Genomic DNA, 19,836 nt, shown 5'->3' with positions numbered 1-19,836 from the left:
AAGAGTGATACATGACCCCAAGCAGACCTTATCTACTTCGAGCGCTCAATGAGTGGATTCTGGATAACGATCTCACGCCATTCATTGTCGTCGATGCATCGTTACCTGGTGTCGATGTGCCGCGTGATTTTGTGAGTAACGGTCAGATCGTGCTGAACATCAGTCCCGGCGCTGTTCGTAGTCTTCTTATTGACGACGAAACGCTTGAATTCACGGCCCGCTTTGGTGGTGTGCCTAGGTTGGTATCTGTGCCAATCGTTGCCATCGTGGCTGTTTATGCGAAGGAAAACGGGCAGGGCATGGTGTTTGGGTCCGAGCCGGGTGGCTCGCCAGATGATGCGCCCGATAAAGGACCAAAGAAAGCGAAGAAGTCCTCAAAATCCAGCGCAGAAAAGCCGAAGGCCGCAGATCGTCCGTCTCTGAAAATAGTAAAATAGTCTTCAGATAGAGGGCTGGTGACTAGCCGGCTTCCAATCCCGAACCAAACAGACTTCTTTCGACTCGGTCGTACAGGCCGTGAACGATCAGACTAAGCATCTCCTGAAAGAGATGCGCCTTGCCCGTGTTCAAACTCACAAGACACAGGCCTTCTGTTGCCTCTAGCCAGACCTCGTCACTGACAAGAATAATCTGCATGCCCTGATCGGTAGCTGTATGTATGGCACGCCTGATCTGTTCGCTGCTTACCGACTGGCTGAAAATAACCAGCGTATCGTGCGCATGGCCGAAAGCACGAATCTGTCTTGCGAAGACGTCTGCCTGGGCCTCGACCAGGCGTGCTCCAAAATCGTTCTCCTTATCGCTGGCGGATTGCTCAGTTTCGTTCACTACGCTCGCCTGGTTCGACGCTAGAAAGCGCGTTTCCGACTGAAGGGATAAGGCGGGAAGGCTAGGCTGTGGCTTGTCAAAGCCGTACAGGAGCAGTTCAGCCAGGTAATCAGCTGATCGGGCTGCATGATGAACGCCGCAGGTGATGATACGCCCTTCGGCCAAGAGGCTACCGACCAGAAGGTCGCCGGCCTGGGTGATCTGCTGCGGCAAAGTTTCAGCAGCATCCAGCAAGGCCTGAATGCTGCCCGCGAGCAAGCTGCGCGCAGAATGATTTGCTGGGTCGTTCTCAGAATGCATTCTGGATCCATTCGATTCGGGGATTGTCGCCAGCATCGAGGATAGCGACCACGTCGAAGCGACAATTACAGCGATGCAGATTCTTCATGGTGAGGTAGAAGCTGGCACAACGCTTGATTTTCGCCTGCTTCGCGCCTGTCACGGCCGCTGCCGGCCCACCGAAGCTATCAGAGCTGCGCATTTTTACTTCGACGAACACAATCGTGGTCTGGTCGATACAGATCAGATCGATTTCGCCCGAGCGCGAGCGAAAATTATGTTCGATGATCTGAAGACCGCTCCGTCTGAGATGGTCTGCAGCCATCCGCTCGTAGCTTGTTCCTATTTCTGCATTATGAGCCATTTCAGGACCTCCTTGTCCGTGGAGACAGCCAGCCTGCATGAGTGTTGAGCCGACCGCAGTGCAAACGATCTAGAACCCGTCTGGGGCGATTATAAAGTGAGACCACCGAAAATGCTTACTCCAAATGTCCGGTTGCGGTTTTAGGCATAAGCTGAGCGTGCCCTTTCTCAAAAAGGCCCCACGGCAGGGTGCGTCGCACTCGTCCATTCGCGAGCAGCGATAAGTCTCCGGTATAGCCTTCGACATACGCAGAGGAAAAAATCGTCAAAAGTTCGAGCTTATCGATAAGGCTGAAGCTATCTGCACCCATCGCGAACAGGTTGCTGTAGGCCGGATTGCTGACGAGCGATGTCGAGAGCTGCTTCAGCTCGGAGCCCTGAATCTCAGGGTCTACAACCCACGGCAGTGCGGTAAACAGAAGACCGTTCAAGTCGCTGTTTCGAAGGTCATCCTGCTTGCCATCGAAGGCCATGGAGACAGCGACTACTGGCAGAGTCCTTGCGTAGTGGAAGGCCATCAGCGGTTTAATCTGACGCAGCCAATATGGCGTCGCAATGACCATGACGCCGTCCAGATCCTTGCGGCGCCTGGGCTCGAACTCGAGCTTGCCAACCACGCTCTGTAGGCGCGCGCGGCGGCTGTTGCTTTCCCTAATGAGTAGCATATCGGCGATTTGGGAGGAGAGATCTGCTGGTCTGTCGATGATGATGTCATGCGCTATTTCAATATCATAGCGTTTGGCCTGCTCGCGTGCATGCTCTACCAGCTTGGTTGCCCAGGGAGCGTCCTCATAGATGACAGCGATCTTATGGCGTCGAGGCAATGAGGGCATGGGTGATCCAGGGTCCACGCCGCCGTCTGCACGTGCGATAGCGTCTCCTGATTGCGAAGGCGGCTGTGATGATTCACCTGCGACATCAAGATCCTGCTCATCCAGCGCTACTTCAGTGTCGAGGGCTGCTGCAGCATCGCCTCCATCCAGGGCTTGAGCAGTAACCATGGCGGCATTCGCCGCGGCTTCTTCCTTGAGAGCCTGACGCATGTTTGCCCGGGCCAGCTGATCCGCGTAGGCCGGATCACCAAGTCGTGAGAGCACCTGCTCGATCTCATCGTCCATTGACAAGCCGAACTGAAACAGCCCTGGCGGTGTCTGCATCTCTTCATCTTCGAGGTAGTTCATCGCAAGTGCGGGTGGCGCCAGCTGAGGTAGGCTGGCCATCTCTGCGACTGCATTTTTGTCCAGTGGCCCCACGACCTGTTCAAAGCCATTGTCCTGTAGGGCCATGAAGAGATCGGTATAGTTATCGATCGACGCCGTGTTGAAAAACACGAGCTCAGGCGCGGCATCTGCGGTGCTCCAGATACTGTTCTGCTGGGACGGGTGAATCTTCCCCAGCGTAGAAGTAAGGCGTTCATCACGACCAAAGCGTTGGAAGTAGGCGGCGAGAAAACCTGCTTTAAGCGTATCTGCAGCTGGTTTGAGTGGCCCACTGCCGGGCAGCAGAATCGCAACCTTTGCCGGATACCGGGTATCAGGACGAGAAAGCTGCTGAACAGCCACAGGCGGCTGCTGAGCCGCCGAATGTCGGGGCCAGTCCCGTTTCCAGTCTTGCCAGAATTCCCGGTACTCAGCAAGCGTGCCGCGGCTCCTCAGTCGCAAGGTAAGATCTGCCCACCCTTTCAGCTCCGCCAGCTGGGTTGCGGGTGTTTCCACAAGGAACTGCGCTTCGCCTACGCCGGGCAAGTCAGCAACTGCTTCAGCGTTGACGATTTTCTCGAGTACCGAAGTATCGAGCGACGTGACCGTGGTCCAGATAGCCCGACGGTTTGCCTCGTAGGCTTCGTCAGTGAACAAGCCCTCGTACACAGTGCGCACATAGAAACCCTTCAGCAGCTGATCGCTGCGTGTGGCGGCATGGATGTACTGAATGACGGCCTGCTGGCGCAAGGACTGTTCGGTTTGGTCGAAGGCCCCCAGGCCACGTTGGCGGCCAGCGTCTTCCAGAGCCTGCAGTGCGGCCTCGGGACGGTCCTGCAGCAGCTCCAGGCGGCTTTCATACAGAGCGAGGCGGGCTGTCTGACTATCCGGAAGGCGACGTTCACGAAGCCAGGCTATGACCGTTTCGGACGCAATGAAGTCCCTGGCCTCGATCAGTTCGTCGATCTGGTCGATCAGCCAAGCGGCTCGATCGTCGCCTGCGTAGCTGGAGGACTCCGCGATGAGGGCTTGTGCTGCAGAGATTTCAGCATTGCCTTCGGACGAGCCAGGTACTGCTGGCTGCACTGGAGCTTGTGCCGATGGTGACGGTGCTGTGCTGCAGGCTGTGACCAGCAGAAGCCCCAGAACAAGCAGCGAATGCCTCAGTGCGGCGGGCGTGGCAGACATCTGGGTCAGATTGCAGAGCAGGGCAGGCGCTGATCGGCGGGACAAACGCTGTGATCGGCATCGGATAGCAGGCATGGTCGACAGGGTCTCGGCTGGAACAGTGGACAGGGCAGTTGACGATTAGGTCGCAGCCAAGCAGTCTACCAAGCCCGAGCCGGTGGCAGCAATCTTCTGACCGATCGGCTGTCGTTACTGTTCGGAGAGATTCAGATGTTTCTGCAAACCAGCTCAGCTCATGATGCGCCGCCAGGCCGACTGTACGTAGTCGCTACGCCCATCGGGAACCTCGACGACATGACCAGGCGCGCAGTGGCTATACTGGCGGCCGTGGACGTCGTGGCGGCAGAAGATACCCGCCACACTCAGAGCCTCCTTTCGCACTTTGGCTTGCAGAAGACGCTCTGCTCACTGCATCAGCATAACGAGCGCGCGCGGGTGGATTACCTGAAGGAACTGCTCGCTGAGGGCAAGACGGTGGCGCTGGTCTCCGACGCGGGAACGCCCCTCATATCCGATCCGGGCGCAACGCTGGTGACCGAGCTGAGAGCAGCTGGTCATATTGTGATTCCCGTGCCTGGCGCCTGTGCCCTCATTGCCGCGTTATCCGCCAGTGGACTGCCTACGGATCGATTCATATTCGAAGGCTTCCTGCCCGCCAAATCGTCGAATCGCCGCGCGGCTCTGCAAAAGCTGGTAACAGAGCAGCGGACTCTGGTTTTCTACGAGGCGCCACACAGAATCCAGGACATGATGGCTGACTGCGCCGAGATATTCGGCGCTGATCGGGAAGTTTGTGTGGGGCGAGAGCTCACCAAAACCTTTGAGACCTTTATTTCCGGCACAGCTAAAGCAGTAGTTGATGCAATTGCTGCCGATCATAATCAGACTCGAGGCGAGTTCGTGGTCATGATCAAGGGGGCTGAGGCTGAGGCGCCCTCCGACGACCTGTCTGCTGCAACGATCGATCTGCTCGCGCTCCTGGGGTCGCTCAAGAGCAAAATCTCGCCGTCGGATCTTGCGTCTGCTGTCGCCGCAGCCAGCCCCCTCAAAAAGCGTGACATATATAAGCAGATTCTGGCACTCGATTGAGTTAGACTGCGCGCGGAGTTTGCCAGACAGTCGCTGTCTGCACCGGTTTACCGGGGCAGGGGGAGGAAAGTCCGGGCTCCATCGGGCAAGGTGCCAGGTAACACCTGGGCGGCGTGAGTCGATGGAAAGTGCAACAGAAAGTATACCGCCTACGTAGCTTCGGCTGCCGGTAAGGTTGAAATGGTGCGGTAAGAGCGCACCGCATGACTGGTAACAGTTCATGGCGATGGAAAACCCCACCTGGAGCAAGACCAAATAGGGATCCGTTAGGCGCGCCCACGCTGGATCCGGGTAGGTCGCACGAGCCGATTGGTGACAATCGGCCCAGATAAATGACTGTCCACGACAGAACCCGGCTTATCGGCAAACTCCTCTTCTTACGACGGCAGACAGCAGAACAGCTGTCTGCCGTCCATTTTTTCGTTAAAAACTGTATGCTTGTACAGTCTTAACGCATTGATATGCAATACAAAGCCCACTGCTCTCCTCGTTATTGCAAAATAATCTTTGTTCTCATCTGGATTATCACGATAGATACCCATCTACATGATATATATGGTTTTTTAACCATAAGTATTTCTACTTTCTCGTTCTGAGATCCCTAAGTCCCTGTTTTAGTGAAACAAATTTATAGTCATTGGTCTGTGTGACCACTTGAAAAGGCCAGAAGTGCTTCCTATAGTGTCTCCAGTGGGAAATTGTGGTGAATTGTGGAGTTTTGTGGGGCAGGGTGGCCTAAATGTACGTATCAGACCTTAAACAGCGACGAGAGCGTTTCAATGGCACGACCAGGCAGGATTCGAACCTAGGTGACGATGTTCACTGGCGACAACAGCATCAATATGGATGCCAAAGGTCGATTCGTGATGCCCAGCAAATATCGGGAGCGTCTGGAGCAGCTTTGCGCCAATCAACTCGTTGTCACCATTGATACCCAGGCTCGCTGCTTGTTGGTCTACCCACGTAACGAGTGGGAAAAAATTGCAGAGAAAATCGAAGCGCTGCCCAGCTTCAATGCGGGCACTTTGAGAATTAAGAGATTGATCCTCGGCCATGCTCAGGAGCTGGAGATCGATTCAAATGGAAGAATTTTATTACCAGCTTCGCTTCGGGAGTACGCCTACCTCGACAAGAAGCTGGTCCTTCTCGGTCAGGGCAAGAAATTTGAGCTCTGGGATGAAGCAGAATGGACCAAGGTCAGGGACAGCTACCTTGAAGTCGAGGCACTGGAAGGAGAGACGCCTCAGGAACTCATGAACATAGCGCTTTAATCTTGTATTCAGCTGTTTTAGACAAGAACCACCAGGTTCATCGAGGGTACATGGATCAACATATCAGCGTGATGCCGGAGCAGGCTTTGGCAGCACTGGCGCCCCAGGCGGGCGGCTGTTATGTCGACGCGACCTTCGGACGTGGCGGTCATTCCGCGCTTATCCTCGGCTCCCTCAATAGTGAAGGTCGACTGTACGCGATCGACCAGGATCCTGCTGCCCGCGAGGCTGCAGGACGCTTCAGTGAGGATGCACGATTCCACTTTCTACACGGTAACTTCGCCGATCTCGGTAAGCTGCTCAAGGCCGCCGGGGTCGATAAGGTTCACGGCATTCTGATGGATCTGGGCGTTTCCTCGCCGCAGCTTGACGACGCTGGTCGGGGCTTCAGCTTTCAGAACGACGGCCCGCTCGACATGCGGATGAACACAGAAGCCGGTGAGTCGGCAGCAGAATACATTGCCCGAGTCAGCGAAGCTGAGCTGACGCGCATACTTTTTGAATACGGTGAAGAAAAATTTGCTCGCAGGATCGCCCGCGCCATTGTCGAACGCCGTGTGGAGCAGCCATTTTTGAGAACTGCTGATCTCGCCTCTGTAGTGGCGGCAGCAAACCCGAAGTGGGAAAAGCACAAGAATCCAGCGACCCGTGCGTTTCAGGCGATTCGCATTGCAGTCAACCACGAGCTTGATGCCCTGGAGAGTGGGCTCAGGCAGGCGTTTGATGCCTTGTTGCCCGGCGGGCGCCTCGTCGTTATCAGTTTTCACTCTCTCGAGGACCGCATCGTCAAACGCTTCATGCGAGATCAGGCAAGCGTGGCACAGGTTCCGAAGTGGGTCCCGATCATTCCTCCGGAGCTAATGCCCGAAGGCCGCATCATTGCCAAGAAAGTTACAGCGGACCAGTCCGAAGTCAGCGCCAATACCCGAGCGAGAAGTGCGGTATTGCGGGCTGTCGAACGTCTTGACAAAAACAACAACTCGGGGCGAGCACTATGAAAATGAATCCATTGAACAGAAAAGCCGTGACGACCGTTCTTATGGTTGCGGTCTGTCTATCTGCACTGCTCACTATTTATTCTGTGCAGGCGAGCCGACAGTCATTCTCCGATCTGCACGCACTCAAGCAGGCAGAAGGCGAGCTTCAGCGACAGTGGGCGCAACTCCTGGTCGAACAAGGTGCGTGGGACTCGCTATCACGCATAGAGCGGCTGGCGCGAAGTGAGTTTTCGCTGAGCGAACCCAAGCCGGATCAGATCGCGCTCGTTCGTCCCGCTTCGCCCGCTGAACTTACTCAGCGCGTGTCGGATGCCCTGCATGGCACAGGTCTGAGTGGTTCGGTAGCTCGAAGTATTGCTGCCGGAAGCACGAATGAGTGAGAAGCGGACCGAAAAGGCGCTGGCTCTCCCCGGCTGGCGTCTCAGTCTCGTGCTGGCTGGGCTCACGGCAGGTTTCGCCGTCATCGGCGTCAAGCTCGTGATGCTGCATAGCGTGCAGAGTCCGATGCTGAAGCATCAGGCTGCATTGCGGACAATCAAATCGGAGGTGCTGCCTGCGGTTCGCGGTTCGATTTATGATCGGAACGGCGTGCCCGTGGCCATCAGTGCGCCGGTGCATACATTGTGGGTGAATCCTGGTCGCGCAGATCCCGATCAGCCTGAGTGGGCGCAGGCGGCTGCTCTGCTGGAACTTGATGAAGCAGCGCTGCGTGAAGATATTCGCCAGCGTGCCGAACGCGGCTTCATGTACCTGAAGCGTCATGTCTCACCTGATCTTGCTGCTGCCGTCAAGACGCTCAAGCTCGAAGGGCTGGCAGCAGACTCTGAATCCAAACGCTTCTATCCGGCTGGCGAAGTGGCCGCCCATGTGGCTGGTTTGACCAATGTGGACGACAGTGGTCAGGAAGGTATCGAGCTGGCCTATAACGAGTGGTTAAGCGGCTCGCCCGGTAAGCGAAAAGTTCTCAAGGACCGTGAAGGCCATGTGATCGATCATCTCGAGCTGGAGGATGCGGCACGTGACGGCCGTAACATACAGCTGAGTCTCGATCTGCGACTCCAGTACATGGCTTATCGCGAACTCAAGGCGGCGGTCTCCGGCTATGGTGCGAAGTCTGGCAGTGTGGTCATGCTGGATGTCGAGACCGGCGAACTGCTCGCCATGGTCAATCAGCCTTCCTTCAATCCGAACGACCGCAGCGATCTCGAGCCGGAACGGATGCGTAACCGTGCCGTGACAGATGTCTTCGAACCCGGCTCGACGATGAAGCCATTTACCATTGCGGCTGCTCTCGAGTCTGGCAAGTACAGAGCCGGTTCGAAAATCGATACCAGCCCTGGTTATCTCCGTCTTGGCAACTACACGATTCGCGACGGTGCCAATTATGGCGTCCTGGACATGGGTGGTGTGATCGCCAAGTCCAGTAACGTCGCTGCTGCAAAGATTGCCAGAGAGCTCGGCGGCGAGCATCTATGGGGTATGTTCAGCGACTCTGGTTTCGGTCAGCCTACTGGTGTCGAATATCCCGGCGAGCGCTATGGGGTTCTGCCGTCACCCTCTGCCTGGAAGCCGGTTCAACTGTCCTCCCTGGCGTATGGTTATGGCATGTCGTCAACAGTCATGCAGCTGGCCCAGGGTTATCAGGTGCTCGCAAACAAGGGCGTTCGTCGACCTGTATCTCTGTTTCATCGCGCAGGTCAGCAAAACGAGCAGGCGCCAATTCAGGTCATGAGCGCCGATACGGCAGTCAGTGTGGTCAACATGCTGCGTCGGGTCATTACCGAGGGTACCGGTAAGCGCGCGGCAGTCAGTGGCTTCAGTGTGGCGGGCAAGTCGGGAACAGTTCACCGTCTCGGCGCACAGGGATACGAGGCAGAGGAGTACAGTGCATTGTTCGCTGGCATGGCGCCTGCCGACAACCCGAAGATCGTCGTGGTGGTGGTCATCCACAGCCCCCAGAAAGGCGAATACTATGGTGGCGAAGTGGCAGCACCTGTGTTTTCACGCATCGTTTCGGATTCGCTCAGGATACTTGGCGTTCAACCTGACCGCCCCGATTCGCTGTTAGCTGACGCCTCAGCCAGTGGAGCATCCAGTGAGCGGCACTAAGCATGAGCCAGTCATGAAGGGCAAATTACTGTCCCAGTGGCTAGGGCACCTTCTTGCCCTGGATGCTGCCGCCGATCGTCGCATTGGTCAGTTGAGTATCGATAACAGGGACTGCATCGAGGGCTCCCTATTCATCGCGCTGCACGGGCAGGCCTGTGATGGCGCCGACTTCATCGAGCAGGCCATCGAGCGTGGTGCAGTCGCTGTACTACAAGGCGTCGAAGCGTCGGCCGCTGCGGAAGTTATGCTGGAACAGAGCAGTGCAGGCGTGACCTTCACCCGAATCAAGTTGCCAGGCTTGGAAGCAGACATCGCCGAACTGGCAGCAGATTTCTACGACAGACCGGCTGCAGCACTGGCTGTCGTGGCGATTACCGGCACCAATGGCAAGACTTCGGTGAGCCATTATGCAGCCCAGCTTTCGAATCTATGCGGCATGCCTGCTGGCGTGATAGGCACGCTGGGCTATGGTATGGAGGATCATCTTCGTCCCACCAGAAACACCACACCAGATGCGGTTTCAATACAGCGTCAGCTCGCCGAGCTGCGTGATGCGGGTGCGCAGGCAGTCTTCCTTGAAGCCAGCTCTCATGCACTGGTGCAGGGTAGGCTGACGGCTGTTCCGGTCGACGTTGCAGCGCTTACCAATATCACCCGGGACCACCTCGACTATCACGGCTCTCTGGCTGCTTATGCCAGCGCCAAGCGGAGTCTGTTTTCAATGCCGAGCCTCTCGGCGGCCATCTTCAATGACGATGACTATTACGGTTCTCTCTGGCGTCATGAGCTGGCCCAGTCCAGGCCAGGTGGTGATGCATCCGAAGACATGGAGGATGCTACAGACGATCGCGATCATGGCGGCCCTGAGCTCATGACGGTAAGCCTGCTGCACGCAGCGACAGTTTGCGCCGAGAATATCGAGCTCAAGGCTGATGGTATGAGCTGTTCGATCAATCTCAGCGGAGAAAAGGGCACGCCGCGGCTCAGGCTGATGGGTGAGTTCAATCTAGCCAATGTCCTTACTGCCGCGGCCTGCGTTTATGCCGTCATGGTGCATCAGCTGCAGCACAAGCGGAACGGACAGACACCCGACCGCTTGCTAACCGTCGAATCCGCTGACTGCGCCAGCCGGATCGTCAGTTATTGCGCCCAGCTTCGCGCAGTGCCTGGTCGTCTGCAGATGGTTCAGGCTGGTTCTGCAGGTGCTCAGCCGCGAATAGTGATCGACTATGCACATACGCCCGATGCACTGCAGAAAACACTGACAGCGCTGAAGCAGCATGGGTTCACCCGAGTAACTACAGTCTTTGGTTGCGGTGGCGACCGCGACAAAGGCAAGCGCGCGCTCATGGGCGAGATTGCTTCCCTGCATAGCAGCAAGATCATTCTCACAAGCGACAACCCGCGCAGCGAAGATCCGTACAGCATCATCAGCGACATTCGCGAAGGTACTGAAACCGGTAATGCAGCTGTCGAGGTGATCGAACAGCGTGAGCAGGCAATTGCGGCAGCCATCGAGACCGCAGACAGCAGCTCGCTTGTCCTCGTTGCTGGCAAGGGCCATGAAGATTATCAGGAGTACGCCGGTCGTCGGCTGCCGTTTTCAGATCTGGATGTGGTCAGGAAGGTGCTGGAGCGTCTTCAGTCCCCGTCTGTTAAAAAGCCCTCAGCTGCCGATACGCCGCTGCAGCGTCAGGAGAAGATGTAGTGATAGGCCTTTGGGATACACACAAGATTGCAGCGATCACGTCGGCAGAGTACGCCGGCGGACCTCAAGCTGTGACAGCTGTTGAAACAGATACAAGGAAGCCGCTGAAAGGCGCGTTATTCGTGGCGCTCGTTGGTGAGCGATTCGATGGTCATGACTATATAGCCCAGGCGCTTCAACAAGGGGCGGTAGCGGCGCTATCCAGCAAATCCCTCGCGGAGCTCAAGGCAGCAGGACAGATCGTCGACAAGCAGAAAATCCTGGTGGTTGACGACACGCTGCGTGCCCTGGGGCAGATTGGCAGAGCCAACCGTGCCCGCTTTCGGGGACTCGTCGCGGCGGTCACTGGGTCTGCCGGCAAGACCAGCGTGAAAGAGATGCTGGCAAGTATACTTGCAACCCGTGGGGCTGTAGCCAAGACCCAGGGTAATCTCAATAACGAGATCGGCGTACCGCTGAGTCTGCTTCAGCTTAACGACCAGCATGTGGCTGGGGTTTTCGAGCTCGGTGCCAGTGCCGTTGGCGAAATAGCGCGGACCACCAGAATGACGCTTCCTCAGGTCGCTATTCTCAACAACGCGGGCTCGGCACATCTCGAAGGCTTCGGCAGTCTCGAGCGAATCGTTCAGGCCAAGGCCGAAATTTTCGAAGGCCTGTTAGGCTCGGGTTCGGCCGTGCTCAATCGCGATGACAAGAACTATCCATTCTGGCTTACCTTCTGTCAGAACCTGTCACAGAAGCCCGATATTATCAGCTTCGGCTTCCATGAGAGCGCCGATGTCACCGCGAAGAATGTCCAGTCCAACGAAAGTGGATCCAGCTTCACGCTGGTTCTGCGTCGCCCTGGAGACGCTGGCAAGCCCGCTGAAGTGGCTGTGCACCTGCAGTTCGCGGGACGACACAATATCAGTAATGCGCTGGCTGCCTCCGCAGCCTGTTTCATGCTTGGTCTCAAGCCGTCAGCCATTGCCGAAGGTCTCAGCGCGGCTCGGCCAGTTGGCGGGCGTCTGCAGTTCGAACGCTATGGCCACGGTCTGACCTGTATCGATGATAGTTACAATGCGAACCCGGCCTCCATGGTCGCGGCGCTGGATGTACTGGCCGGTGCCGAGGGCGTTGGTGTGGCCGTGCTGGGCGATATGGCCGAGCTGGGCGGCACTGCCAAAGCTGCCCATTTCGAGCTGGGTGCGCAGGCGGCCGTACGTGGCTTCGCCAGCGTTTTCGCCATCGGACAGTTTTCAGCCGAAGTACGTCGCGGCTTTGAATCGATCGCTGCCAAGGGTGATGCCGAGTGCCACGCCTTCACAGACAAAGCGGCTGCGCAGATTCCTCTCGTGAATGAGCTACAGGCCCGTCTCAAGCGTGGTGAAGGCGTCTGCGTGTTGTTCAAAGGGTCGCGTAGTGCCGGTATGGAAACACTCAAGGCCGCAGTACTCAAGCGCATGGGCTTTGCCAGTTCCGCCGCGAACAGCGATCGGGGAGGTAAGGTCTGATGCTGCTGTTCCTGGCCGACTTCCTTTCAACCTGGTTCCCGTCCTTCAGCGTTTTTCAGTACCTGACCCTACGAGCCATTCTGGGTGTTTTGACTGCACTGGGTATCTCGCTGCTGGTCGGCCCCAAAGTAATCAAAAACCTGGCGCTGCGGCAGATTGGCCAGAGCATTCGAAACGACGGTCCCGAGAGTCACTTGAGCAAGGCTGGTACACCGACCATGGGTGGTGCGCTCATCCTTGTTGCCATCGTGGTCAGCACGCTGCTATGGGCAGATTTGAGTAATCGCTATATCTGGATCACGCTACTGACCACGGTAAGCTTCGGGGCGATTGGCTGGGTTGATGACTGGCGCAAGGTGGTCGAAAAGAACAGCCGGGGCCTGCCCGCACGCTGGAAGTATTTCTGGCAGTCTGTGTTTGGTCTGCTTGCAGGCTTTCTTTTGTATATCACTGCAGCCTCGCCAGCAGAGACCACGTTCATCATCCCGGTCTTCAAGGAAGTTGCCCTGCCTCTGGGGCTCTGGTTCGTGGCGCTGACATATTTCGTAATCGTCGGTAGCAGCAACGCCGTTAATCTGACCGATGGTCTGGATGGCCTGGCGATCATGCCAACCGTCATGGTCGGCGGCGCACTCGGCATCTTTGCTTATGTGTCTGGCAACGTGAATTTCGCCCAATACCTGCATGTGCCTTACCTGCCCGGTGCCGGCGAGCTCATGGTATTCCTGGCCGCGTTGGTCGGTGCGGGCCTGGGCTTCCTCTGGTTCAACACCTATCCCGCTCAGGTCTTCATGGGCGATGTCGGCGCGCTGGCGCTGGGCGCGGCGTTGGGAGTCGTGGCCGTTATTGTTCGTCAGGAAATCGTGCTGTTCATCATGGGCGGCATCTTCGTACTGGAAACCGTCTCGGTCATTCTGCAGGTCGCATCGTTCAAACTGACCGGGCGCAGAATATTCCGTATGGCACCGATTCATCATCATTTTGAGCTGAAAGGCTGGCCTGAGCCGCGCGTCATCGTGCGTTTCTGGGTCATTACGGTCGTGCTGGTCCTCGTGGGCCTGGCGACACTGAAAATCAGATAGGCATGACACTAACGATGGGAAGCAAGGCGTGAGCATTTTGGCAGCAGACAAGGCAGTAGCGATTATCGGGGCAGGTGTCACCGGTCAATCGCTGCTGCGCTATGCCCGCTCGCGCGCCTATCAGGTGGTGCTGATGGATACTCGCGCCGAAACCCTCGCCTTCACCCAGCTCAAGCTGGCGTGGCCGGAGGTGACTTTCCATTTCGGCGGTCTGCATGAAGCCTGGCTGAGACAGGCGGATGAGATCTGGGTGAGCCCAGGTATAGATCTGCGTCAAGCGCTCTTGAAGGAACTGGCCGAAGTGAAGCCGCTGCGTGGCGATATCGACCTGTTCAGCGAAGCTGCTGCGGCGCCCGTTGCGGCAATAACGGGGTCTAATGGCAAAAGTACCGTCACGACACTACTGCATGCCATGGCTCAGGCCTGCGGTTTGCACAGCGTCGCGGGCGGTAACCTGGGTACTCCTGCACTCGACCTGCTGGATCCGAAGGTCGAGCTTTACGTACTCGAGGTGTCCAGCTTTCAGTTGGAAACGACGCGCCATCTGGGTGCGGCTGCGGCCACGGTGTTGAATCTGTCGCAGGATCATATGGATCGCTACGACAACATGCTGGCCTACCACAATGCGAAGATCCGCGTGTTTAACGGCGCTCGCAAGATGGTCCTCAACCGTGATGATCCACTAGCCCAGGCGCCACTCTCCCGCGACCGCTCAGCCATCGGTTTCACCAGCAGAGAGCCCGAGCCCAACGATTACGGCCTACGCAACGAAGATGGGCAATGGCATCTGGCCAAGGGTCGTACGCTTCTGCTGCCAACCACCGAGCTGAAGATTCAGGGCCGTCACAACTGGCTGAACGCACTTGCGGCCCTCGCGCTGGCAGAGCAGCTCGAACTCGATCAGGCTGCCTGTTTGTCTGCGCTGAAGCAGTACATCGGGCTGCCGCACCGCTGTGCCTTCGTAGCCGAGGTTGACGGCGTGGTGTACATCAATGATTCCAAGGCGACCAATGTGGGCGCCGCCCTTGCAGCAGTAGATGGCTTCTCCACGGAGTACGCCGGACGCATTCATCTGCTCTGTGGTGGCGATGGCAAAGGTCAGGACTTCACGCCCCTGGCGAAGGTCAGCCGCCAGCTTGCCAGTGCTCATTTATATGGGCGCGATGCAGTGCTGGTGCAGGGCGCATTTTCGGCAAACAATCAGCGTCCGGCCTCCCTGACGATTTCACAGGACCTGGCTACTGCACTGGAGACAGCCCGAGCCGAGGCAAAGCCAGGTGACCTGATCCTGCTCTCTCCAGCCTGTGCAAGCTTTGATCAGTTTACAGGCTATGAAGACCGCGGCGCGAAGTTCGCAAGTATGGTCGGGAGGCTTGGCGCATGATGAGCTTCAAGCCGGTCTGGCCGTCACTACTGACAACCATGTACATCTCGACCCTGCTGTTGACGCTGTTCGGGATCATCATGGTGTTCTCTTCGAGCATAGATTATGCGGTAGACAGCAATCTCGACTCCACACACTACCTTGTGCGGCATCTCTTCTTCCTCGTCATTGGCTGTGCGGTGTCGATTGTGGTACTGAAAACGCCGAGCGAACGACTGTTCGGGCTCAGCGTTCTCGCTCTGGCGGTATCCATCATTCTGCTTGTTCTGGTACTGGTGCCAGGCATTGGCAAAACGGTTAACGGGAGTACCCGCTGGATCAATCTCGGCCCCATCAATCTCCAGGCATCAGAGTTCGCGAAGCTCGGCCTCATCATCTACATTGCCGGCTATCTGGCGCGCAAGGTAGAGGAAGTACGGCAGAGCTGGTGGGGCTTCTTCAAACCCCTCCTAGTCTTTCTGGTCTGCGCACTGCTGTTATTGAGCGAGCCGGACTTTGGTGCGCTCGTGGTGGTTCTGACGGCCGTTCTCGGCATGATATTTCTGAGCGGCGTCAAGCTGAGTCATTTTAGCCTCCTGATACTACTGACGCTCGCTGCGCTGGCCCTGTTGGCCGTTGCCGAACCTTATCGTCTGGCCCGACTGACCTCTTACACTGACCCATGGGTCGACCAGTACGACTCTGGCTACCAGCTGACTCAGGCCCTCATCGCCTTCGGGCGTGGCGAATGGTTCGGTGTCGGTCTTGGCAATTCAGTGCAGAAGCTGAGCTATCTTCCAGAAGCCCATACGGATTTTGTATTCGCAGTCACGGCTGAAGAGTTTGGTCTGATCGGCGCGCTATTACTCCTGCTGACTTTCGCAGCCCTGGTCGTTAGCGGGCTGCGGGTTGGCCGCAAGGCGGAGAGGCTGGAACGGCTCTTCCAAGCCTACCTTGCCTATGGCATAGCGATCCTCGTCGGTATACAGGTGCTTGTGAATCTCGGCGTGAACACAGGTCTGCTGCCAACGAAAGGTCTCGCCCTGCCGTTTATCAGCTATGGTGGATCGAGCCTTGTCGGCAGCCTGTTGGCAGTCGCTCTGCTGGTGCGCATTGAAACCGAGAGCTTGCGATTACTCGCTACGGACGGAGGCAATAATGCCGCTAAAGCCGAGCAGTCAGCGCGAATGCCGCGACGTCCAAGAGGCCGCTCGCCGGAGGTGCAGCATGCCAGCTGAAACGATGGGTCGAGGACCAACAGTGCTCATCATGGCCGGTGGCACAGGTGGGCATATCTTTCCTGGCCTTTCCGTCGCCAAGGTGCTCGAGACGCGCGGCGCCGAAGTCACTTGGTTGGGCTCTAAGGCCGGTATGGAAGTGCAGGTCGTGCCGAAGCATGGCTTTAAACTGAAGCTCCTCGATATTTCGGGTGTCCGCGGAAAAAGCGCAGGCAGCTGGTTGAAGGCGCCTTTTCAGCTCGTGCGGTCGGTCGCGCAGGCTTGCGCCATCATTCGTGATCAGCAGCCTGACTGCGTATTAGGTCTCGGGGGCTTTGCGTCAGGTCCGGGCGGAATCGCCGCATGGCTGATGCGTCGTCCGCTCGTGCTGCATGAACAAAATGCCGTACCCGGCACGACTAACCGGTGGCTGGCAACGGTTGCAGACAGAGTATTCGAGGGCTTCGAAGGTACCTTCAAAGGCAGCGTTCGGGCGCGCGCGGAGTGGGTCGGTAACCCCGTGCGGACTGAGCTCGTCGACGTGTCGGCCAGGCGTCGGCATAGAACTGCCGGCGCCGCTAGGCATCTACTTGTTCTGGGTGGTAGTCGAGGTGCGCAGGTGCTGAACGAAATACTGCCGCAGGCCTTGGCTAACATCGAGCCGGCGCAACGGCCGAAAGTTCTGCACCAGGCAGGTGCCGGCAAGGCTGCCGCCTGTCAGGCACTTTATGATCAGCTTGAAATCGAAGCTGAGGTCGTCGAGTTCATCGACGATATGGCGAAGGCCTACGAGCACGCCGCAGTGGCCGTGTGTCGCGCCGGCGCATTGACCATTGCTGAACTGGCAGTGACCGGTGTGCCAGCAGTCCTGGTGCCCTACCCACATGCTATCGACGATCATCAAACGCGCAATGCTGAAACAATGGTCGCTGCGAACGCTGCCAGACTCATCGATCAGCGCGATCTGAATGCTCAGGGATTGGCACAACTACTGGAAGGACTTTTGGGAAATCATGAAACACTTAGCCACATGGGACAGGCAGCCGAAGCTGTGGCCCGCATTGATGCCGCAACCACGGTTGCCGACTATTGCCTGTCCGTCTGCACGAGGGAGCTCGCTCATGCCTGATGCCAGCAACGACACTGTTGTGACTTCGACGCTGGATCAGCCAGTGCCAGCCTGGCTGCCACCAGAAATGCGCCGGGTGAGGAAGATCCATTTCATCGGTATTGGTGGCTCTGGCATGTGTGGTATCGCCGAGGTCATGTTGAACCAGGGCTATGAAATCAGCGGTTCTGATCTTTACGAAACTGCAGTGACCCGGCGCCTGCGTCAACTCGGCGTCACTGTGGCGATAGGGCATAGTGAAGCTAACGTTACGGGGATCGACGTGGTCGTGGCCTCCACCGCCGTCGGCAGTGAGAATCCTGAGGTGCTGGAGGCGGCCCGTCTGCGCATTCCTGTAATCGCACGCGCGCAGATGCTTGCGGAGATCATGCGCTATCGTCATGGCATCGCCGTGGCGGGTACCCATGGTAAGACGACTACAACCAGCCTCGTCGCCTCTGTCATGGCGGAAGCCGGGCTCGACCCGACCTTCGTGATCGGCGGAAGACTGAACAGTGCCGGCACTAACGCGAAAATAGGCGGCTCTCGCTACTTGGTTGTTGAGGCCGATGAAAGCGATGCCTCATTCCTGCACCTGACACCGATGGTTGCAATCGTTACCAATATCGATGCCGACCACATGCACACATACGGAGGTGATTTCGGTCGGCTCAAGCAGACCTTTATCGACTTCCTGCATAACCTGCCATTTTATGGCCTGGTCATCATCTGTATCGACGATCCGGTGTTGCGTGAGATCAGGAGCCAGATCGGCCGTGCCGTGGTGACCTATGGCGTTCACGAAAGCGCAGATTTCAGAGCTGAGAATATCCGTCAGGAAGGCAATATCACCTGCTTCAATGCCAAGCGACCAGCGGGTCTGCCCGATCTGGAAATCTGCCTCAAGATGCCCGGCCGTCACAATGTGCTCAACGCGCTCGCCGCGATTGCACTGGCCATGGATGAAGGTATCGAAGACGAGGCAGTGATCAAGGCACTGTCCAGTTTCGAAGGCGTGGGCCGCCGCTTCCAGATGTATGGCAACTTCAAGCTCAGAAGTGAAGCCGGTACGCCGGTCGATGATGTGATGCTGGTAGACGACTACGGCCATCATCCACGTGAGGTGACTGTAACCATCGAAGCTATCCGTGCCGGCTGGCCGGAACGACGGATCGTCATGATCTTTCAGCCCCATCGATACTCGCGAACCAGCGAGCTCTACGATGATTTCGTCAAGGTGCTGAGCATGGTCGACGTGCTCATTCTGCTCGATGTCTATCCAGCGGGAGAGAAAGAGATTCCCGGCGCAGACAGCCGCAGTCTGGCGCGGAGTATTCGCCAGCAGAGCACAGTGGACCCGGTGCTGCTCACTGACCGGTCAACCTTGATGAGCAAACTCATGGCCATGCTGCAGCCGCACGACCTGGTGATCACGCAGGGCGCCGGTGACGTAGGTGCGTTGGCCTCAGAGCTGGCCGTCGCATTCGAGGCACAATCGGACGACGCAGGCAATACAGCAGGGAGGACCGCATGAGCTCGATCCTGAAGACATTGAACATTTCGGCGGCAGACTTCGGTCGCGTATTGCTGCTCTACGGCGGCACTTCAGCCGAGCGTGCAGTCAGTCTCAAAGGGGGCAAGGCTGTTCACTCAGCGCTGCTGGATGCAGGGATCGACTGCTTTCATCTGGATCCGGCTGACGGCCTGGCAGCAATCATTGCCGCCGAGTTTGACCGGGTCCTCATTCTTCTCCACGGGCGTGGCGGTGAAGACGGCAGCATACAGGGCCTGCTGCAACTTATGGGCAAGCCCTACACGGGCAGTGACGTGCTGACGTCTGCACTCGCCATGAACAAGCTGCGGACCAAGCAGTTGTGGTTGAGCCAGGGCCTGCCCACCCCGGCCTATGTGGTGCTTGGGGCAGACACCGACTGGTCAGAGGCGATGGCGCAACTTGGCGGCGAAGCCATGGTGAAGCCGGTGCATGAGGGCTCAAGTATCGGGATGCGCAGAGTGCACTCGGCCAATGAGCTGGAGGCCGCGTGGAAACACGCCGCGACCTACGATTCGGTGGTCATCGCCGAGCAGTATATCCGGGGTCGTGAATACACGATGGCGGTGCTGCACGACCAGGCACTGCCAATCATAGGCCTCAGTACCGGCGAAGCATTCTACGACTACGCCGCAAAATACGAACTCAGCTCAACACGTTATGGGCTGCCGTGCGATCTCGGCAAGCGTGAGCCGGAAGTCGCAGCGCTCGCGCTACAGGCGAATCAGGTCGTCGGCGCCAGAGGCTGGTCGCGGGTCGATCTCATGATCGATCAGCACGATACGGTCTGGCTGCTCGAGGTCAATACGGTGCCTGGCATGACCGATCACAGCCTGGTCCCGATGGCTGCAGCAGCTATAGGGCTCGATTTCCAGAGTCTCGTCGTGCTGGTGCTGGCGGAGACGCTGGCTGGAAATACCGGCGAGAGCATAAACAGTCATCTCACCCACTTACTTGACAGCTGGAGGGCTCAGAACATTGGCTAGACC

The 19,836-nt window shown here is 57.4% G+C and carries 17 protein-coding genes and 1 other RNA gene; 15 read left to right on the top strand and 3 right to left on the bottom strand.

Annotated elements, in window-relative coordinates:
* Positions 1–11 precede the first annotated feature (11 nt).
* A complete protein-coding gene (locus ACH3PB_RS13770; protein ID WP_416395773.1) occupies positions 12–437 on the top strand; it encodes a ClpXP protease specificity-enhancing factor in 426 nt (141 codons plus the stop codon).
* Between the two features lie 22 nt (positions 438–459).
* On the opposite strand, the gene ACH3PB_RS13765 is transcribed toward ACH3PB_RS13770, so the two are convergent.
* The 3 genes from ACH3PB_RS13765 to ACH3PB_RS13755 all read right to left on the bottom strand — a co-directional run bounded on the left by ACH3PB_RS13765 (position 460) and on the right by ACH3PB_RS13755 (position 3,857).
* A complete protein-coding gene (locus ACH3PB_RS13765) occupies positions 460–1,128 on the bottom strand; it encodes a hypothetical protein (protein ID WP_416395771.1) in 669 nt (222 codons plus the stop codon).
* The gene (locus tag ACH3PB_RS13760; protein ID WP_416395769.1) at positions 1,118–1,471 is read right to left on the bottom strand and encodes a YraN family protein; all 354 of its coding nucleotides are present in this window, start codon (positions 1,469–1,471) and stop codon (positions 1,118–1,120) included. Before ACH3PB_RS13760 ends, ACH3PB_RS13765 begins: the two co-directional genes overlap by 11 nt.
* A gap of 115 nt (positions 1,472–1,586) precedes the next feature.
* A complete protein-coding gene (locus ACH3PB_RS13755; RefSeq protein ID WP_416395767.1) occupies positions 1,587–3,857 on the bottom strand; it encodes a penicillin-binding protein activator in 2,271 nt (756 codons plus the stop codon).
* Positions 3,858–4,067: 210 nt separating this feature from the next.
* On the opposite strand from ACH3PB_RS13755, the gene rsmI reads away from it, so the two are divergent.
* From rsmI to ACH3PB_RS13685, 14 genes are all read left to right on the top strand, one after another.
* Positions 4,068–4,946, top strand: coding sequence for a 16S rRNA (cytidine(1402)-2'-O)-methyltransferase (gene rsmI, locus ACH3PB_RS13750; RefSeq protein WP_416395765.1), 879 nt, complete (start codon positions 4,068–4,070; stop codon positions 4,944–4,946).
* A gap of 14 nt (positions 4,947–4,960) precedes the next feature.
* Positions 4,961–5,322: RNase P RNA component class A (rnpB, locus tag ACH3PB_RS13745), an RNA gene on the top strand.
* Between the two features lie 439 nt (positions 5,323–5,761).
* On the top strand, positions 5,762–6,217 hold the full coding sequence (gene mraZ / locus ACH3PB_RS13740) for a division/cell wall cluster transcriptional repressor MraZ (protein ID WP_416399460.1): 456 nt from the start codon (positions 5,762–5,764) through the stop codon (positions 6,215–6,217).
* Positions 6,218–6,267: 50 nt separating this feature from the next.
* Entirely contained in the window at positions 6,268–7,215 is a 948-nt protein-coding gene (rsmH, locus tag ACH3PB_RS13735) for a 16S rRNA (cytosine(1402)-N(4))-methyltransferase RsmH (RefSeq protein WP_416395763.1), read from the top strand.
* 2 nt (positions 7,216–7,217) lie between these two features.
* A complete protein-coding gene (ftsL, locus tag ACH3PB_RS13730) occupies positions 7,218–7,595 on the top strand; it encodes a cell division protein FtsL (RefSeq protein ID WP_416395761.1) in 378 nt (125 codons plus the stop codon).
* The gene (locus ACH3PB_RS13725; RefSeq protein WP_416395759.1) at positions 7,588–9,324 is read left to right on the top strand and encodes a peptidoglycan D,D-transpeptidase FtsI family protein; all 1,737 of its coding nucleotides are present in this window, start codon (positions 7,588–7,590) and stop codon (positions 9,322–9,324) included. The genes ftsL and ACH3PB_RS13725 overlap by 8 nt, the downstream gene beginning before the upstream one ends.
* The gene (locus ACH3PB_RS13720; RefSeq protein WP_416395757.1) at positions 9,311–11,032 is read left to right on the top strand and encodes a Mur ligase family protein; all 1,722 of its coding nucleotides are present in this window, start codon (positions 9,311–9,313) and stop codon (positions 11,030–11,032) included. The genes ACH3PB_RS13725 and ACH3PB_RS13720 overlap by 14 nt, the downstream gene beginning before the upstream one ends.
* Positions 11,032–12,525, top strand: a complete 1,494-nt coding sequence (locus tag ACH3PB_RS13715; RefSeq protein ID WP_416395756.1) for a UDP-N-acetylmuramoyl-tripeptide--D-alanyl-D-alanine ligase — start codon at positions 11,032–11,034, stop codon at positions 12,523–12,525. The genes ACH3PB_RS13720 and ACH3PB_RS13715 overlap by 1 nt, the downstream gene beginning before the upstream one ends.
* The gene (mraY, locus tag ACH3PB_RS13710) at positions 12,525–13,607 is read left to right on the top strand and encodes a phospho-N-acetylmuramoyl-pentapeptide-transferase (RefSeq protein ID WP_416395754.1); all 1,083 of its coding nucleotides are present in this window, start codon (positions 12,525–12,527) and stop codon (positions 13,605–13,607) included. Before ACH3PB_RS13715 ends, mraY begins: the two co-directional genes overlap by 1 nt.
* Positions 13,608–13,635: 28 nt before the next feature.
* Positions 13,636–14,991 (top strand): UDP-N-acetylmuramoyl-L-alanine--D-glutamate ligase, encoded by a 1,356-nt coding sequence (gene murD, locus ACH3PB_RS13705; RefSeq protein ID WP_416395752.1) that lies wholly within the window; start codon positions 13,636–13,638, stop codon positions 14,989–14,991.
* Positions 14,988–16,208 (top strand): putative lipid II flippase FtsW, encoded by a 1,221-nt coding sequence (gene ftsW, locus ACH3PB_RS13700; protein ID WP_416395750.1) that lies wholly within the window; start codon positions 14,988–14,990, stop codon positions 16,206–16,208. Before murD ends, ftsW begins: the two co-directional genes overlap by 4 nt.
* Positions 16,198–17,316, top strand: coding sequence for an undecaprenyldiphospho-muramoylpentapeptide beta-N-acetylglucosaminyltransferase (gene murG, locus ACH3PB_RS13695; protein WP_416395748.1), 1,119 nt, complete (start codon positions 16,198–16,200; stop codon positions 17,314–17,316). The genes ftsW and murG overlap by 11 nt, the downstream gene beginning before the upstream one ends.
* Positions 17,309–18,829, top strand: a complete 1,521-nt coding sequence (murC, locus tag ACH3PB_RS13690) for a UDP-N-acetylmuramate--L-alanine ligase (protein ID WP_416395746.1) — start codon at positions 17,309–17,311, stop codon at positions 18,827–18,829. The genes murG and murC overlap by 8 nt, the downstream gene beginning before the upstream one ends.
* Positions 18,826–19,833, top strand: a complete 1,008-nt coding sequence (locus ACH3PB_RS13685) for a D-alanine--D-alanine ligase (protein ID WP_416395745.1) — start codon at positions 18,826–18,828, stop codon at positions 19,831–19,833. The genes murC and ACH3PB_RS13685 overlap by 4 nt, the downstream gene beginning before the upstream one ends.
* The last annotated feature ends 3 nt before the right edge of the window (positions 19,834–19,836 follow it).

Source organism: Allohahella sp. A8 (assembly GCF_047946665.1).
In the GTDB taxonomy this organism is placed as follows: domain Bacteria; phylum Pseudomonadota; class Gammaproteobacteria; order Pseudomonadales; family Oleiphilaceae; genus Allohahella.
Note: the sequence above shows the minus strand (reverse complement) of the source record. Positions and strands in the feature narration are given on the sequence as shown.